The sequence below is a fragment of the Streptomyces sp. MJM8645 genome, from assembly GCF_001625365.1.
Taxonomy (GTDB): Bacteria; Actinomycetota; Actinomycetes; order Streptomycetales; family Streptomycetaceae; genus Kitasatospora.
This window is the reverse complement of sequence record NZ_LJJF01000001.1, coordinates 4,600,041-4,617,148: the sequence shown is the minus strand read 5'-3', so window position 1 is coordinate 4,617,148 and position 17,108 is coordinate 4,600,041. Positions and strand designations below refer to the sequence as shown.

Annotated in this window: 13 protein-coding genes; 8 read left to right on the top strand and 5 right to left on the bottom strand. The window is 71.6% G+C overall.

The window, feature by feature from the left end; all coding sequences use genetic code 11:
- Positions 1 to 138: 138 nt before the first annotated feature.
- Positions 139 to 624 (top strand): 2-oxo-4-hydroxy-4-carboxy-5-ureidoimidazoline decarboxylase, encoded by a 486-nt coding sequence (locus A6F73_RS19920; protein WP_063349045.1) that lies wholly within the window; start codon positions 139 to 141, stop codon positions 622 to 624.
- 43 nt (positions 625 to 667) lie between these two features.
- Here A6F73_RS19920 and A6F73_RS19915 read toward each other — a convergent pair whose 3' ends face one another.
- Positions 668 to 1,459: a hypothetical protein gene (locus A6F73_RS19915; RefSeq protein WP_063349044.1), complete on the bottom strand. Its 792-nt coding sequence runs from the start codon at positions 1,457 to 1,459 to the stop codon at positions 668 to 670.
- Positions 1,460 to 1,713: 254 nt separating this feature from the next.
- Here A6F73_RS19915 and sdhC point away from each other — a divergent pair, with 254 nt between their 5' ends.
- From sdhC to A6F73_RS19895, 4 genes are read left to right on the top strand one after another with little or no spacing between them, the layout of a single operon-like run.
- On the top strand, positions 1,714 to 2,094 hold the full coding sequence (gene sdhC, locus A6F73_RS19910; protein WP_063349043.1) for a succinate dehydrogenase, cytochrome b556 subunit: 381 nt from the start codon (positions 1,714 to 1,716) through the stop codon (positions 2,092 to 2,094).
- Between the two features lie 8 nt (positions 2,095 to 2,102).
- Complete coding sequence (locus A6F73_RS19905) at positions 2,103 to 2,594, top strand: succinate dehydrogenase hydrophobic membrane anchor subunit (RefSeq protein WP_063349042.1); 492 nt, start codon at positions 2,103 to 2,105, stop codon at positions 2,592 to 2,594.
- A gap of 54 nt (positions 2,595 to 2,648) precedes the next feature.
- Positions 2,649 to 4,391, top strand: a complete 1,743-nt coding sequence (gene sdhA, locus A6F73_RS19900; RefSeq protein ID WP_063349041.1) for a succinate dehydrogenase flavoprotein subunit — start codon at positions 2,649 to 2,651, stop codon at positions 4,389 to 4,391.
- Positions 4,391 to 5,164: a succinate dehydrogenase iron-sulfur subunit gene (locus A6F73_RS19895; RefSeq protein WP_063349040.1), complete on the top strand. Its 774-nt coding sequence runs from the start codon at positions 4,391 to 4,393 to the stop codon at positions 5,162 to 5,164. The genes sdhA and A6F73_RS19895 overlap by 1 nt, the downstream gene beginning before the upstream one ends.
- Positions 5,165 to 5,230: 66 nt before the next feature.
- Here the strand turns inward: A6F73_RS19895 and A6F73_RS19890 are convergent, their stop codons facing one another.
- Both A6F73_RS19890 and A6F73_RS40495 read right to left on the bottom strand, forming a co-directional pair.
- Positions 5,231 to 6,841, bottom strand: a complete 1,611-nt coding sequence (locus A6F73_RS19890; RefSeq protein ID WP_063349039.1) for a hypothetical protein — start codon at positions 6,839 to 6,841, stop codon at positions 5,231 to 5,233.
- 91 nt (positions 6,842 to 6,932) lie between these two features.
- Positions 6,933 to 7,190 carry a hypothetical protein gene (locus tag A6F73_RS40495; RefSeq protein WP_063349038.1) on the bottom strand — a complete coding sequence of 86 codons (258 nt, stop codon included), beginning with the start codon at positions 7,188 to 7,190 and terminating at the stop codon, positions 6,933 to 6,935.
- Between the two features lie 172 nt (positions 7,191 to 7,362).
- On the opposite strand from A6F73_RS40495, the gene A6F73_RS19880 reads away from it, so the two are divergent.
- Positions 7,363 to 8,544 carry a D-alanyl-D-alanine carboxypeptidase gene (locus tag A6F73_RS19880; protein WP_107453066.1) on the top strand — a complete coding sequence of 394 codons (1,182 nt, stop codon included), beginning with the start codon at positions 7,363 to 7,365 and terminating at the stop codon, positions 8,542 to 8,544.
- 22 nt (positions 8,545 to 8,566) lie between these two features.
- On the opposite strand, the gene A6F73_RS19875 is transcribed toward A6F73_RS19880, so the two are convergent.
- Positions 8,567 to 9,514, bottom strand: a complete 948-nt coding sequence (locus tag A6F73_RS19875) for a YihY/virulence factor BrkB family protein (protein ID WP_063349036.1) — start codon at positions 9,512 to 9,514, stop codon at positions 8,567 to 8,569.
- 54 nt (positions 9,515 to 9,568) lie between these two features.
- The gene (locus A6F73_RS19870; RefSeq protein ID WP_079135826.1) at positions 9,569 to 10,567 is read right to left on the bottom strand and encodes a glycosyltransferase; all 999 of its coding nucleotides are present in this window, start codon (positions 10,565 to 10,567) and stop codon (positions 9,569 to 9,571) included.
- Positions 10,568 to 10,701: 134 nt separating this feature from the next.
- On the opposite strand from A6F73_RS19870, the gene A6F73_RS19865 reads away from it, so the two are divergent.
- Both A6F73_RS19865 and A6F73_RS19860 read left to right on the top strand, forming a co-directional pair.
- On the top strand, positions 10,702 to 14,274 hold the full coding sequence (locus A6F73_RS19865) for a CDP-glycerol glycerophosphotransferase family protein (RefSeq protein ID WP_063349034.1): 3,573 nt from the start codon (positions 10,702 to 10,704) through the stop codon (positions 14,272 to 14,274).
- Between the two features lie 316 nt (positions 14,275 to 14,590).
- Positions 14,591 to 17,101, top strand: a complete 2,511-nt coding sequence (locus tag A6F73_RS19860) for a CDP-glycerol glycerophosphotransferase family protein (RefSeq protein WP_159398496.1) — start codon at positions 14,591 to 14,593, stop codon at positions 17,099 to 17,101.
- Positions 17,102 to 17,108 lie beyond the last annotated feature (7 nt).

Sequence of the window (17,108 nt, the reverse complement as noted above, 5' to 3'; positions counted from 1 at the left end):
GCCCGCAGCCCCCATACTTCAGCTGCTCCACCCCACCCCACTTCACCGGCACCTTCCCGCCCTCACGAGGAGGACCCGCTGGCCAGCGACATCCCGCCACAGCGGCTCGATCCAAGCTCCGAGCCGACCCTCCTCGGGCTGCACCGCTTCAACGAAGCCGATGCCGGCGCCGCCGAGGAGGCCCTCCTGGCCTGCTGCGGCAGCCACCGCTGGGCCCTGCGGCTCACCGCGCACCGGCCCTACCCCGACATAGAGTCCCTGCTGGCCGCCGCCAGCGAGGCCTCCTACGACCTCCGCCCGGCCGACCTGGCCGAGGCGCTCGCCGACGAGAGCTGGATGCCGCAACCGCTGCTCGGCATGCGGGCACCGGGCAGCCAGGCCGCGCACACCGCGCTGCGGGCCGCCCACGCCGCGTACGAGGCCAGGTTCGGCCACGTCTTCGTGGTCTGCCTGGAGGGTGTGGCCCCGGAGGAGATGCTCGACACCGTGCTCTCCTCGATCCGCACCCGGCTGGCCAACGACCCGGACGAGGAGCGGCTGATCGCGGCGGACGAGCTCCGCCGGATCGCCCTCACCCGACTGGAGCACCTGGTCGCCACCCATTCGGAGGCCGGGGCGCGCTGAGCAGCCGCCGTCTCCTCCATCCCGCCCGCTAACTCTCCGCCCGCTACTTCTTCTTCGCCTGGGCGGCCCGCAGCTTGGCCACCTGCTGCCGGACGATCACCTCGTCCGGCGCGGCGGCCGGCTCGGCGGCGACCCCGAAGGTGGTGAACACCGCGAGCGCCGGCCCGATCCGGGCCAGCACCGCACGCTGCGAGAGCACCGCGCTCCCCGATTCATTCGTCAGGGTGAATCCGAGCGCGGCGTCCGCTCCCCCGGGGGTGGGCGTGTCCTCACGGTTCAGCCGGTGCCTGGTCCGGATCGGCGCCTTCTTCCCCGGCTTCTCGGCCGGCGGCGCCGGGGCCATCGAGGTGAACGCGGCACACGGGCCGAACAGCTTCTCCAGCTCCGCCTGGAGCACGGCCGCCCGCCCCGTCCGGTAGCCGAGCAGGCCGCCGTACACGCCACCCCTGGGGTCGGCGGTCCGGGCCACGCTCAGGTCGGTCTCCGCGTACGGGTAGCCCGGGGCCGGCGAGGCCGAGGCGGTGCCGGCGCCGGTCGGGGCGGCCGAGGCGGCCGGGGTCACCGCGTCCAGCAGCGGCTGGCAGGCCGGGACGTCCGCGACCTCCCGCCCCGCGCCCGCCCCGGTGTCGCCGTGGCCTGGCGTCATCACCGTCACCGTGTAGCCCGCCCCGAGGTCGGCACCGGCCACCGCGGCCGCCCGCAGCTCGGCCGCGGACAGCTCGCGGCCGGGCCCGGCCCGGTCCGCGGAGGAGCCGCCGACCGTGGTGCAGCCCGTGGCGAGCAGCAGCAGGGCCGCGAGGGCGGCGGCGGACGGTCGGACGGGGCGAAGCGGCACGGGGGCCTCGGCAGGGTGTCGGCGGCGGAGCGGGCCGCCACCGTAACGCAGTCGAGCCGTCACCCAGAGCGACCAAAGCGCCGCTGGTTCCCGTCCGGCTAGGCCAGTCGTGCCTGATTGATCACACCTGAGACCCCCGGAGGCGGTTCCCGACGCAGCGTCGATAGGATGCTGGCGGCCGGTGGACCGTACCTGGCCGGGCTGACCGACACCGAAGCCGGCCGAGCCCCCAATCGCTTCCGGAGGGTTTTTCCGTGCCGGCTGGAACGCTGTACCGCGGCCGGGAAGGCATGTGGAGCTGGGTGGCTCATCGAGTCACCGGCGTCCTCATCTTTTTCTTCCTGTTCGCCCATGTCCTGGACACCGCTCTGGTGCGAGTGTCGCCCGAGGCGTACGACACCGTCATTCAGACGTACAAGACTCCTCTCGTGAACCTGATGGAGTACGGCCTGGTGGCCGCCATCCTGTTCCACGCCCTCAACGGCCTGCGGGTCGTCGCCGTGGACTTCTGGTCCAAGGGCCCGAAGTACCAGAAGCAGATGCTCTGGACCGTCGTGGCGGTCTGGGTCGTGCTGATGGCCGGCTCCTTCTACGGGATCCTGCAGCACACGCTGATCTCCTGGTTCGGGAAGTGAGCTGACACATGTCCACGGAATACTCCGACGCGCTGGTCGTCCCCTCCGCGCACGCGCACACCGGCAAGGGCCTCGGCACCGGCAACCCGGCGGACGCGTTCGTCATCGAGCCGCCGCGCAAGCGGACCCCGAAGACCCCGCGCCGCACCCGCACCAACTTCGAGATGCTGGCCTGGCTCTTCATGCGCCTGTCCGGCATCGTCCTCGTGGTCCTGATCCTCGGGCACCTGCTCATCATGCTGGTGCTCGACGGCGGCGTCTCCAAGATCGGCTTCGCCTTCGTGGCCGGCCGCTGGGCCTCGCCGTTCTGGCAGGTCTGGGACCTCACGATGCTCTGGCTCGCCATGCTCCACGGCGCCAACGGCATGCGGCAGGTCATCAACGACTACGCCGAGAAGGACTCGACCCGGCTCTGGCTGAAGGGGCTCATGGGTACCGCCACGGTCTTCACCGTGCTGCTCGGCACCCTGGTGATCTTCACCTTCGACCCCAACATCTGACGACAAAGCATCTAATCGGCAATCGGCAGAGGCCAGAGGCGAGTTAGAACCCCCATGCAGATTCACCAGTACGACACCGTCATCGTCGGCGCCGGCGGCGCCGGCATGCGCGCGGCCATCGAGTCGACGCAGCGCACCCGCACCGCCGTCCTCACCAAGCTCTACCCCACCCGGTCCCACACCGGCGCGGCCCAGGGCGGCATGTGCGCCGCCCTCGCCAACGTCGAGGAGGACAACTGGGAGTGGCACACCTTCGACACGGTCAAGGGTGGTGACTACCTGGTCGACCAGGACGCCGCCGAGATCATGTGCAAGGAGGCCATCGACGCCGTCCTCGACCTGGAGAAGATGGGCCTGCCCTTCTCCCGCACCGAGCAGGGCCGGATCGACCAGCGCCGCTTCGGCGGGCACTCCCGCAACCACGGTGAGGCCCCCGTCCGCCGCTCCTGCTACGCGGCCGACCGCACCGGTCACATGATCCTCCAGACGCTGTTCCAGAACTGCGTCAAGCACGGCGTCGAGTTCTTCAACGAGTTCTACGTCCTCGACCTGCTGATCAACGAGGGCAAGACGGCCGGCGTCGTCGCCTACGAGCTGGCCACCGGCGAGATCCACGTCTTCCAGGCCAAGTCCGTCGTGTTCGCCTCCGGCGGCACCGGCAAGTTCTTCAAGGTCTCCTCCAACGCCCACACCCTCACCGGTGACGGTCAGGCCCTGGTGTACCGCCGCGGCCTGCCGCTGGAGGACATGGAGTTCTTCCAGTTCCACCCGACCGGCATCTGGCGCATGGGCATCCTGCTCACCGAGGGCGCCCGCGGCGAGGGCGGCATCCTGCGCAACAAGGACGGCGAGCGCTTCATGGAGCGCTACGCCCCCGTCATGAAGGACCTCGCGTCCCGTGACGTCTGCTCCCGCGCGATCTACACCGAGATCCGCGAAGGCCGCGGCTGCGGTCCGGACGGCGACCACGTCTACCTGGACCTGACCCACCTGCCGCCGGAGCAGCTGGACGCCAAGCTCCCGGACATCACCGAGTTCGCCCGCACCTACCTCGGCATCGAGCCCTACACGGACCCGATCCCGATCCAGCCCACCGCGCACTACGCCATGGGCGGCATCCCGACCAACGTCGAGGGTGAGGTGCTGCGCAACAACACCGACGTCGTCCCGGGCCTGTACGCGGCCGGCGAGGTCGCCTGCGTGTCCGTGCACGGCGCCAACCGCCTGGGCACCAACTCGCTGCTGGACATCAACGTGTTCGGCCGTCGCGCGGGCATCGCCGCCGCCGACTACGCCAACGTGCACGAGTTCGTCGAGCTGCCCGAGAACCCGGCCGAGAAGGTCCAGGCCCTGGTCGACGGCCTGCGCGAGGCCGCCGGCACCGAGTCCGTGGCGCAGATCCGCAAGGAGCTGCAGGAGACCATGGACGCCAACGCGATGGTGTACCGCACCGGCGCCACCCTGAAGCAGGCGGTCGAGGACATCGCCGCGCTGAAGGAGCGCTACAAGAACGTCTCGATCCAGGACAAGGGCTTCCGGTACAACACGGACCTGCTGGAGGCCGTCGAGCTGGGCAACCTGCTCGACCTGGCCGAGGTGCTGGCCGTCTCCGCGCTGGCCCGCGAGGAGTCGCGCGGCGGCCACTACCGCGAGGACTTCCCGACCCGTGACGACGTGAAGTTCATGCAGCACACCATGGCGTACCAGGAGGTCGCCGCCGACGGCAGCACCTCCATCCGCCTCGACTACAAGCCGGTCGTCACGACCCGCTACCAGCCGATGGAGCGTAAGTACTGATGAGCACTCCTACCGTGGAGAAGCACTCGGCCGCTCTGGACGCGGTCGAGGCGGGCGGCGTCGAGCTGATCACCGTCACCTTCCGGATCCGCCGGTTCAACCCGGAGGAGCACCCGGACCCGGTGTGGGTCGACTACCAGCTGACGCTCGACCCGAAGGAGCGCGTCCTGGACGCGCTCAACAAGATCAAGTGGGAGCAGGACGGCACCCTCACCTACCGCCGTTCCTGCGCGCACGGCATCTGCGGCTCCGACGCCATGCGGATCAACGGCCGCAACCGGCTGGCGTGCAAGACCCTGATCAAGGACGTCGACCCGGAGAAGCCGATCACGATCGAGGCCATAAAGGGCCTCACGGTCCTCAAGGACCTGGTCGTGGACATGGACCCGTTCTTCCAGGCGTACAAGGACGTCATGCCGTTCCTCATCACCAAGGGGAACGACCCGACCCGCGAGCGCCTGCAGTCCGCCGAGGACCGCGAGCGCTTCGACGACACCACCAAGTGCATCCTGTGCGCCGCGTGCACGTCGTCCTGCCCGGTGTTCTGGAACGACGGCCAGTACTTCGGCCCGGCCGCGATCGTGAACGCGCACCGCTTCATCTTCGACTCGCGCGACGAGGGCGCCGAGCAGCGCCTGGAGATCCTCAACGACCGTGAGGGCGTGTGGCGCTGCCGCACCACCTTCAACTGCTCCGAGGCCTGCCCGCGTGGCATCGAGGTCACCAAGGCGATCCAGGAAGTGAAGCGGGCGCTGGTCACCCGCCGCTTCTGATCTCCGCCTGACACGGCGAAGGCCCCCGTCCGATCGGATGATCGGACGGGGGCCTTCGCCATGGGCTCAGCGCAGCGCGCCGAGGTCCTTCGGGGCGGACCAGCCGCTGAAGGTCACCAGGTGCCGGTCGGCGGTCACGGCCCACAGGTCCGGCGTGCCGTCCCCGTCACCGTCGCCCGAGCTGCCGAGGGTCGGGTAGGCGGCGGTGGTGAAGCCGGTGGCGACCACGTTCGCCTTCGGGTCCGCGAGCGCGGAGAAGTCGAAGGTGCCGTCGGCCTTCTTCGGGACCGGGTAGGCGTGCAGGTCACCGGTCGCCCGGTCGCGCGCCCACAGGGCCAGGTTGCCCGCGGCGTCCGGGCCGGGGGCGATCAGGTCGTAGCCGGCCCAGTCACCGGTGGTGGTGAGCTGACGAGCGCTCCTCAGCGCGTACGAGAAGCCGGGGTCGGTGAACAACCAGAGGTTGCCCTCCTCGATGGTCACCAGTGAGGAGACCGTCGAGTCGTCCAAGGAACCGATCAGGGCCAGCTGATCGGCCTTGTGCCAGTCGGTTGCGTAGCCCCCGGGGCAGGCGGTCGCCTTACCGGAGGCGTTCTGGCACGCCCTCGGCCGGGAGACCGAGAGCCGGCCTCCGGTGAAGGAGCCGTAGTCCTGGTTGCTGGAGAAGTACAGCGCCCCGGATCCGCCCTCGTGCATCAGCAGGTCGTCCATCGGCGCGTGGGAGTCGTCCCAGCCCCGGTGCATGACCTGGACGTTGGTCCAGGAATTCTGGTTGGGCGACCAGTTGGCCGGGATCGTCGCGGTCGGCGTGGTGCTCGCCGAGCCGGCGCTGATGATCTGGAGGTTGCCTGCGGAGTCCGGAAGCAGGATGTCCGGAACGCCGTCGCCGTCGATGTCGCCGAGGGCCTGCGGCGGGTTCGGGTTCGAGGGGGCGTAGAAGGTGTAGGACGCCACGTTGACGTTGCCCGCGTTGTCCATCACCTGGACGTTGAGGATGTTGGTGCCCCAGTTCCGCACCTTCAGCGGCAACGACACCGTTCCGTCGTCGTTCGGCCGAACGGCGTTCGGCGAGGAGCAGCCGCCGACACCCAGCGTGGAGAAGCTGTACCGGAAGCAGGCGATGCCGGAAGCCGCGCCGCCGGCCGGAGCCGGGTCGACGCCCTTGAGGACGAAGGTGCCGATCTGGCCCGCGTACTTGGTGGCGGTGCCGCTCGCCGGGAAGTCGGGCGAGGAGACCGTGGCGGTCGGGCTCGTGGTGTCCACGCGGAAGTGGCAGTCCGCCGACGGGGTGGAGGCCTGCTGGTCCTGCACGGCCCAGGCGTGCCATGCGTAGCCGTGCCCGTCCACCAGGCCGGGGACGGCGACCTTGGCCTGCTGGCCGTACGCCTGGGCCTCGCCGGTGAACACCGGGGCCTGGGCGCCCGTGGTCTCGTCCCAGACGCCGAACCGGGCACCGGTGCCGGTGACCTTGGCGTTGAGCGTCGGGCCGTTCGTGGTCCGTCCGACCCAGCTCGGGTCGGTGGTCGAGTCGCAGGCGTCGGCGCGGTACTCGCTGCCCTGGCTGGTGCCGAGGACGGCCGGCGCGGTGTCGGCGGCGAAGGCGCCGGGCGCGGTGAGCAGGCCGGCCGCGATCGCGGCCGCCGTCAGGCCGCCGAGTCTGTGGGCATGTCGAAGTGTCATGGAGGTACCCCACCCCTTTGATCGAGAGATCTCGTTACGTGTACGAGCGGTGAGGATCTTTCCAGTGGGGACCGACAGCGGCAACGGAGATTCAGTCGGTGGCCGGGGTGCGGCGGGTGGCGCGGAGGCCGCGCAGGCCGATGGCGCCGACGGCGATGCCGAGGAGGAAGGAGGTGACGGCGAGGAGGAGGTGGATCCAGAAGAAGGCGGTGGGCTGGGAGTGGTCGCCGTTGGTGAAGGCCTGGCCGCCGGAGTCCTTCCAGAGGTTCTTGACGAAGGTGGTCCAGATGATGATCGACCAGACGCCGAAGGCGGTCAGGAACCAGGAGGTGCGGCGGCTGAGCTTCATGGGGGTCCTCGTCGGGGGTGGGGAGGCGGGGTGCGTCCCCCAGTATGCGCGGACCGCCGATCGGCGTAGGGCGGGCCCCTCGTACGGAGGACCGGCCCGGTGTGGCGCACAGCGGATGCCCCGAAGTGGGTACGGTCTGCGCGTGTCCACACGTCGTCAGAAATTCGCGCATCTGTTCGTCACGACCGCCGCGGTCCTCCCGGCCCTGTTAGCCGCCCCGGGGGCGGTCGCCGCCCCGCAGGAGCCGCCCCCGGCCGCTTCCGTGGTCGGCGGCGAGCGGCTCGGGCACTCCGGCGTCCAGGTCTCGCCGCTGGCCGGAGCCCCGGCCCTGCCGAGGGACCTCACCGGCGAGTCCTGGATAGTCTCCGACGCCACGTCGGGCGACGTGCTGGCGGCCAGCAACCCGCATCTGCGGCTCGCCCCGGCCAGCACCCTGAAGATCCTCTTCGCCGACACCGTGCTGCCCAAGTTCGACCGCAGCACGGTGCACAAGGTCGCCGACGAGGAGATCCTCGGGCTCGGTGAGGGCAGCAGCCTGGTCGGCATCAAGGAGAACCTGGAATACCGGGTCGAGGACCTGTGGCGCGGGGTGTTCCTGAGCTCGGGCAACGACGCCGTGCACGTCCTGGCGCACATGAACGGCGGCGTCGAGCAGACCGTCGTCGAGATGCAGTCCCGCGCCGACGCCCTCCAGGCCCGGGACACCCGGGTGATCTCCCCGGACGGCTACGACATGGACGGGCAGCTCTCCTCGGCCTACGACCTGTCGCTGTTCGCCCGGGCCGGCCTGCGCAACCCCGACTTCCGGATGTACTGCGCCACCCGGCAGGCGATGTTCCCGGGCGCGGTGGACAAGAACACCGGCCAGCGCGGCAGTTTCGGGATCGCCAACACGGACCGCCTGCTGGGCAAGTACCCCGGCCTGATCGGCGTGAAGAACGGTTTCACCACCAACGCCGGCTCGACCTTCGTCGGCGCCGCCGAACGCAACGGCCGCACCCTGCTGGTGACCGTGATGCACCCGGACAGCTACCAGAAGGTCTACGACGAGACCGCGGCCCTGCTGGACTGGGGCTTCGCGGCGGCCGGAAAGGTGCAGCCGGTCGGCAAGCTGGTCGACGAACTCCCGCCGGACGGCGAGCCCTCCGGCCAGGCCGGCGGCACCGCCGGCGCGCCCCCGCCGGACTCCACCCCCGCCACCCGGCCCGGCACCACCCCCACTGCCACCCCCGCCGCCGCCGAGGACGACGGGCTCGGCCTCGGCGGCTGGCTGGCCGTCGTGCTGGTGACGGCCGCGGCCGGCTACGGGGTGCTGGTCCTGCGGCGCGGCCGCCGCGGAGCGGCCGGCTGGTGACGGCCGGACGGACGGCCCGGCCTCAGGGTTCCTCCCGGGGCCGGGCCGCCGTCGTGTCCGCGGCCGCCTGCGCCTCGTCGGCCGCCGCCAGCAGCGCCCGGGCGTGCTCCCGGGTGCGCTCCCGGGCGGCCACCGGATCGGCCATCGCCGTCCAGGCCACGCAGTACATCAGCAGCCGGGAGACGAAGTTGATCCACAGCAGCAGCGCCACCGGCACGCCGAAGGCGCCGTACAGGCTCTTCCCGGCGACGGAGCCGAGGTAGGAGGCGAGCAGGACCTTCAGCAGCTCGAAGCCGACCGCGCCGATCAGCGCGCCCTGCAGCACGTCGCGGCGGCGCTGGCCGCCGACCCCGGGGAACGGCGCCAGCAGGTAGGCGAAGAGCAGCGTGTCGCACGCTATGGCGATGAGCACGCCGACCCCGGTCAGCAGGTAGCCGCTGCGCAGGCCGGTCCAGTCGGCGATCCGCCCTGCCAGCGTCGTCCCGGCGGTGGAGGCGCCCACCGAGATCAGCGACACCACGCCGAGGCCGCCCAGCACCGCGCAGTCCCAGCCCTTGCGCAGCACCACGTTGGTGTCGTCGTCGGGCAGCTGCCAGACGTCCCGGATCGAGGTGCGCATGGTGTCCACCCAGCCGAGGCCGGAGACCAGCAGCAGCGCCCCGCTGACCAGTCCGACGGCGCCCGCGTTCGCCACCAGGGACGGCAGGTTGAGCGCCTGCGAGATGCCCGGCAGCTGGTCGGAGATGTGCTTCTGCAGGTCCGCCACCTGGCTGCTGCTGAGCGTCGAGACGGCGATCGCCAGGCCCACCGTGAGCAGCGGGAACAGGGCGAGGAAGCCGAAGAAGGTGACCGCACCGGCCAGCCGGTTGCCCCGGGCCGCGGAGAAGTACTCGTACACCCGGTACGGGCGGCTGCGCAGCACCCACGTGACGAGCGGGCCGACGACCGGGAGGCGGGTCAGGAAGTCCACCCGACCGGTTATACCGGCCCGTCCTCCGAATGGCCGTCAGGCTCGGCGCAGATTCTAGCGTTTCACCAGTCGGCGGGCCCGGGCGAGGGCGCGGACGGCCTGGTAGGCGCCGTAGCGGCCGTGGCTGAGCAGTTCGGTGCGCACGCCGTCCACGCCGGGCGGCGGGCGGTAGCCGGCCGGCCGGAGCCGGGCGCAGTGGGCGGCGGCGCGGCGGAAGTACTCGCGGCGGTCGCCGGGCGGGATCCGGCCGGGCTTGGAGACGACGGTGTTGAGGTGGTGCAGCATCCGGCCGTAGACGACCGGGCGCCAGTGGTCGAGGTCGGGGCGGCGGTCCAGGAAGGCGAAGACCAGGTCGTACTGGGCGAAGACGTCGAAGTGCTTGCGGCTGGCGGTGGCCAGGATGTTGCCGCCCTCCTGGCGCTGGCGGTAGTGCACGCCGACCTCGTCGAGCAGGGTGATCCGGGCGGCGGCGAGCAGCACCGGGTACGTCCAGGGGGTGTCCTCGTAGTAGCCGGCCGGGAAGACCAGCTGCTGGGCGGTGACGAAGTCGCGGCGGTAGGCCTTGTTCCAGACCACCTGGAGCAGGTCGAGCAGGTCGGGGCGGGCGGCGAGGTCGAAGACGTCCGGGGAGGCGGCGCCGAACACGTGGGCGGAGGCGGCCCGGGTGATCCGGCCGTCGGCGTAGGTGCGGGCGTAGTCGTAGACCAGGACGTCCGGGTCGCCGGTGGCGGCGAGCCGGTCGTCGACGCTCTTGAGCAGCTGGGGGGTGAGCGTGTCGTCGCTGTCGAGGAAGACCACGTACTCCCCGGTGGCGACCTCCAGGCCGGCGTTGCGGGCCCGGCCGAGGCCGACGTTCTCGGGCAGGTGCAGCACCCGGATCCGCGGGTCGGCGGCGGCGGCCTCGTCGAGCATCCGACCGCAGCCGTCCGGGGAACGGTCGTCCACCGCGATCAGTTCGAGGTCGGGGCCGCCCTGGCCGAGCACCGAGTCGAGGCACTCGACGAGGTAGTCCTCGACCTGATACACGGGAACGATCACGCTGAAGCGGGGCACGGGCCCAGCGTAGTGGCCCCGAAGGGCCCCATGGCCCGGAGGTAGGATCGGTGCGCACGTACGCACCGATCCAAAGTGCGGTCAGGCCCTCAACGGGCTGCCACGCTCCTTCCCGAGAAAGGCCTGCGTAGCCGATGGCTCCCCGCCTCTCCATCGTCGTTCCGATCTACAACGTCGAGCGTTACCTGGTCGAATGCCTCGACTCGATCGCCGCCCAGACCTTCACGGACTTCGAGTGCGTCATGGTCGACGACGGTTCGAAGGACGACAGCGCGGCCCTCGCCGAGGCGTACGCGGCCAAGGACTCGCGGTTCCGCCTGGTCCGCCAGGTGAACAAGGGCCTCGGCGCGGCCCGCAACACCGGCATCCGGCACATCGACCCGGACGCCGAGTTCCTGTGCTTCGTCGACAGTGACGACTCGATGCCGCCGAGCGCGTACGAGTTGATGATCAACACCCTGGACGAGACCGGCTCGGACTTCGCCACCGGCAACGTGCTGCGGTTCCGCGCGGTGGGCTACTACCAGTCCGGCGGGCACTCGCGGCCGTTCAGGGAGACCAAGCTCAAGACGCACATCACCGAGGTCCCGGCGCTGGTCACCGACCGCACCGCGTGGAACAAGGTGTACCGCCGCTCCTTCTTCGACGCGGCCGGCATCCTCTACCCCGAGGGCATCCTGTACGAGGACGCGCCGGTCAGCGTGCCGCACCACTACCTCGCCAAGAGCGTGGACGTGCTCTGCGAGCCGATCTACCACTGGCGCGAGCGCGAGGTCGGCGAGATGTCGATCACCCAGATGCGCACCAACCCCAAGGGCCTGATCGACCGCGTCACCTCGGTCGAGCTGGTCCGCGGCTGGCTGCGCAAGCAGACCGATCCGCGCTTCGCCCAGTACCTGCGCTCCTACGACGAGAACACCCTCGTCGAGGAGATCCCGATGTTCTTCTGGTCCGTCGTGGACGGCGACAAGGAGTACCGGGACGCCTACATCAAGAACGTCAGTCGGCTGCTGCGGGCGATCGGCCCCGAGCAGGTCCGCAAGCTGCGGGCGCCGCTGCGGCTCAAGTACCACCTGACCCTCCAGGGCCGGATCGACGAGTTCGTCGAGCAGATCAAGTACGAGGGCGAGAGCAACGGCGGCGTCCAGGCCCGCGGTCTGCTGCGCCCGTACGCCGACTACCCGTTCCTGCGCGGCGGGCGCAAGAGCGTGCCGTCCGGCGTGCTCAAGCTGGACAACTCGCTGGTCATGCGCAGCCGGCTGTACGAGACGGCCTGGGTCGGCGGGCGACTGCAGCTGACCGGGCACGCGTACCCGGAGCAGCTGGGCGCGGCCGGCAAGCACGACATGGTCCGCACCCTGGTGCTGCGCGAGGCCAAGGGCCGCCGGGTGATCGCGGTGCCGATGAAGACCCAGTACAGCCCCGAGGCCACCGCCAGCTGCCACCACGACCTGTACAGCTGCGACTGGGCCGGCTTCACCGTCGGCGTCGACCCGAAGAAGCTCAAGCACCGCGGCCAGTGGAAGGACGGCAACTGGCGCGTCCTGGTGGCCGGCGCGGGCAAGGGCGGCGTCTACAAGGGCCGGGTCTGGGCCGGCTGGAGCGACACCGCGCAGTACATCCCGGCGCACTGGGTCGAGCCGGACGTGCGGATCGTGCCGTGGGTCCGGGACGGCTCGGTCTACCTGCGGGTGGAGACGGTCAAGGCCCGGGTGACCGGCCTGGCCTCGCACGGCGGCCGGGTCGAGGTGTCGGGCGCGGCCCGCTCCGGCTCCAGCTTCGCCGGGGCCCGACTGCGGCTCACCCACGTCGAGTCCGACCGCGAGCTGGCCTTCCCGCTGGAGCTGGGCGCGCCGGTCGGCAGCCTGCAGCCGTTCAGCGTGTCCTTCCCGGTGGCCGAGCTGACCGCCCTCCGCGAGGCCTGGGCCGAGCTGGACCCGGTGGCCGCCGAGCGCGCCCGTGACCGCTGGGACACCGCGCTGGTCCTGGCCGACGGCAGCACCGTCCCGGTGACCTGGGACGACCGCAACGCCCCGGCGCAGCTGCACCTGCCGCTCAACCCGGACGCCCCGGTCGACCAGCGCCGGGCGCTCTACTCCAAGCCCTCCCCCAGCGGGTACCTGCAGTTCTCCGACCAGCTGCTGCAGCCGGTGGTGGACGAGGTCTCCGCCCGCGGCGCGGACGGCTTCCTGCTCAGCGGTTCGTTCCCGCTGTCCGGCGCGCACCGCTGGGAGCTGGTGGTCCGGCACGACTGGCGCGAGGAGGAGCACGTCTACCCGGTGGAGATCGCGGACGGACGGTTCCGGACCGCGCTGCCCGCCGTGCCGACGGCCTCCTTCGCCGGCCGGGTGCCGCTCGCCCAGGGCACCTGGAACGTCTTCTTCCGTCCGGTCGGCGCCGTGGCCGAGGAGCTTCCGAGCTCGTACGCGCTGATCTCGCCGGACTGCTTCGGCGCGATGCCGCTGGAGGTGGAGTCCCGGGGCAAGCGCATCGTGCTGGAGCGCCGCCACCACGACGGCCTCTCCCTGGAGTCGCACTCGGCGCTGCTGCCGGAGGAGCGCAGCGGCTACCGGCTGCGCCAGCTGCGGTTCGTCGACTACCCGAACGCCCGCCGGCACCCGGTGCGCGACACCGTGCTGTACAACGTCGGCCTCGGCGGCCTGTACGCCGACTCGCCGCGGGCGGTCCACGAGGAGCTGGTCCGCCGCGGCCTGCCGCTGGAGCACCTGTGGGGCAGTGACGACCTCCAGGCCGATCTGCCGCAGTCGGCGAGCGCGATCCGGCTGTGGAGCCCGGAGTGGTTCGAGGCGCTGGCCACCGCCAAGTACATCGTCACCAGCACCCACCTGCCCGACTTCTTCGTCCGCCGCCCCGGCCAGGTGGTCCTGCAGACCTGGCACGGCAGCCCGCTGAAGCAGATCGGCCTCGATTTCGAGAAGGTCTGGTTCACGGACGCGAACTACCTGAAGGGCCTCGCCCGGGAGGTGCCGAGCTGGAGTCTGCTGGCGGCCGGCAACAGCTGGTCGGCCCCGATCCTGCGACGCGCGTTCGATTACAAGGGCGAGATCCTCGAAAGCGGTTCGCCGAAGAACGACCTGCTCTTCGCGGCCGACCGGGAGAAGACCGCCGAACAGGTGCGCGAAAGGCTCGGCCTGCCCGAGGGCAAGAAGGTCGTGCTCTACGCGCCGACCTGGCGCGAGGACCGGCGCCGGCCGAACGGCGGGTACCAGCTGGACCTGCGGCTCGACCTGGCGGCGGCCAAGGCCGCGCTCGGCGACGACCAGGTACTGCTGGTGCGCCGGCACAGCATGATGTGCGGTCAGATCCCGGGCGCCGGCAACGGCTACATCTGGGACGTCGGCAGCTACCCCGACATGGCGGAGCTGCTGCTGATCGCCGACGTGCTGATCACCGACTACTCGGCCAGCGTGTTCGACTTCGCCGCGACCGGCAAGCCGATCCTGTTCTTCACCTACGACCTGGAGCACTACCGCGACAACCTGCGCGGCTTCAGCCTGAACTTCGAGGCGGAGGCGCCCGGCCCACTGCTGGCCACCTCCGAGGAACTGGTCGACGCGCTCGGCCGGGTCGGCGAGGTCGCGGCCGAGTACGCCGACAAGGCCGCCGCGTTCCGCACGGCGTACTGCGACCTGGACGACGGCAAGGCCTCCGCCCGGGTGGTCGACGCGATGCTCCGCGCGGAGTAGTGCCGAGCAGCACCGAGTAACACGGGGTGGCCCGCAGCACCCCCGAGAGCCCCACCGAGGCGCCCGACGCGAACCGCGTCGGGCGCCTCTGCGCTTTCCTGGGAATTCCCTGACAATATCCCTGGTCTTTGCCTGTACATTGCACTCGAACTAGTGTTTGTCAGCGAATTTCACGGGAAATTCCCCGGTTCGCACTGTTGACCCGGACGGCGTTCCGGTATGGGATATGAATTCGGCCCCGGTTTCCTCTCGGCATCGGTCCGGCGGCCCCGGTCCACCGCCCATGGCCCGGCCCCCGTCCCGAAGGACCCCCGCCATGCCTGCGCTCACACGGTTCGTCCTTCCACACGCCGACCCCCGTGTGAGCACCGACCAGCCCGCCGCCGACGAGGACGTCACCTTCGGCCTGCTGCGCGCCCGCTGGACCGGCCGCGGCCTGGAACTCACCGGCTTCGCCCGCCCGGACGACCTCGACACCGGCCGCCCCGGCTCCGCCTGGACCTGGCTGACCCTGCGCCACGCCGACGGGACCCGGCCGCCCGTCCACCTGCGCTCCCGGCCCCGCCGGCTGCCCGAAGTCACCGACGACAGCGCCCAGCCCGAGTTCAACCACGACTGGTCCGGCTTCACCGCCCTGATAGAGCCCGGCCGGCTGCGCAACGGCACCGACTGGCTGCTCGGCGACTGGCAGATCGAGACCACCCTGTTCACCCGCCCGCGCCCCACCCGGCTGCGCCGCCGGTACGGCGCCCTCGCCCCGCACTGGTGCGGCTCCGGCGAGTACCCGCCGGCCCACTGGGTGGACCACGACGTCCGCCTCCAGCCGTACTTCGCCGACGGGCGACTGCGGCTGCTGCTCGAACGCCCCGGCATCCGGCTCACCCACGCCACCCCCACCGCCGACGGCCTCGACCTGCGCGGCAGCGCGGACTCCTGCCCGGCCGGCACCGTGCTGCGGCTGCGCCACCGGCAGAGCGACGCCGTGATCGAACGGCCGGTCGCCCGCACCGGCAACACCTTCGCCGTCCACCTGCCGTACCGGCCGTTCACCGCCGACGGCCGCGGCAGCGGCGAACTGGAGCACTGGGACACCGAGTTCCTGCACCCCGACGGCAGCACCGAGCAGCTCTGCCCGGACGAGCGCGGCGGCCCGGTCGCCGGCCAGCACCGGCTGCCCGACACCCCGGACCGCGCCCTCTACCTCAAGCACCTCGCCGACGGCCGGCTCCAACTGTGCGTCCAGCCCGCGGCCGGCCTGGTCGAGCGGATCGCCGTCCGGGCCGGCGGCTTCGAGCTCACCGGCCGCTGCCCGGACCGCGCCGCGGACCAGCTGGAACTCGTCCTGCGGCACACCGGCACCGCGAGCGAGGTCCGCTCCCCCGTCGAGGCCGACCAGGACGGCCGCTTCAAGGTCCTGCTGCCCGCCACCCGCACCGGCGCCGACGGCACCGCGCTGCCCCTGCGCAAAGGCATCTGGGAGGCCGCGCTGACGCCCGCCGGGCGGCCCGGCCCGAGCCGCCCGCTGCTCGCCGCACCCGCCGCCCTTCCCACGCTGCCCGCCGCCACCACGGCCGGCGGCAAGCGGATCCTGCTCCAGCGCCGCTGGCACGACACCCTGCTGGTGGACTCCACCCCGGTGCTCACCCCCACCGAGCGCAGCGCCTGGACGCAGAGCCGCCAGCGCGCCGTCCATTACCCCGCCGCCCGCCGCGAACCGCTGCGCGAGGCCGTGCTGTACGACGTGTTCGGCGGCCGCGGCTACGCCGACTCGCCGCGCGCGGTGCACGCCGAACTGGCCCGCCGCGGCGCGCCGTTGGAGCACCTCTGGGTGGTCGACGACGCCCAGGCCGAACTGCCGCCCGGGGTCCGGGCCGTCCGGATCTGGAGCCCGGAGTGGTACCGCGCGCTGGCCACCTGCCGGTACCTGGTCGGCAACACGCACTTCCCGGACTTCCTGGAGCGCCGCCCCGGCCAGGTGGTGCTCCAGACCTGGCACGGCTCGCTGCTGAAGCGGATCGCCCATGACGTCGACAACCCCTGGCTGGCCGACCACGGCTACCTGGAGGCGCTCGACCGGGAGACCCCGCAGTGGAGCCTGCTGCTCTCCCCCAGCCCGTTCGCCACCCCGATCCTGCGCCGCGCGTTCCGCTACGACGGCGAGATCCTGGAGGCCGGCTACCCGCGCAACGACGTGCTCGCCCGCCCCGACGAGGCCGCCGCAGCGGCCGTCCGCCGTCGGCTCGGCATCCCGGACGGCAAGCGGATCGTGCTGTACGCGCCGACCTGGCGCGAGGACCAGCAGCGCGGTGACGGCGACGGCTTCCGGCTCGGCCTGCGGCTGGACCTCGACCACGCCCGGCGCCTGCTCGGCCGGGACCACGTGCTGCTGATCCGCCCGCACGCGCACGTCCGCGAGCCGCTGCCGGGCGCCGGGGACGGCTTCCTGTACGACTGCGGGGACTATCCCGACCCGCAGGAACTGCTGCTGGTCGCGGACGTCCTGGTGACCGACTACTCGTCGATCATGTTCGACTTCGCCGTCACCGGCCGCCCGGTGCTCTTCTTCACCTACGACCTGGAGCACTACCGCGACACCCTGCGCGGCTTCTACTTCGACTTCGAGCCGCAGGCCCCCGGCCCGCTCGTCCCCACCTCGGCCGGACTGCTCGGCGCGCTGCGCGAACTCGCCGACACCGGCGCGGCCCTGCCGCCCGGGTACGCGGAGCGCCACCGGCGCTTCCGGGCCGAGCACTGCGTCCTGGACGACGGCGGCGCGTCCCGCCGGGTGGTCGACCGGATGCTCGAACTCGGAAGGTCAGTACGGTAGTTGAAGA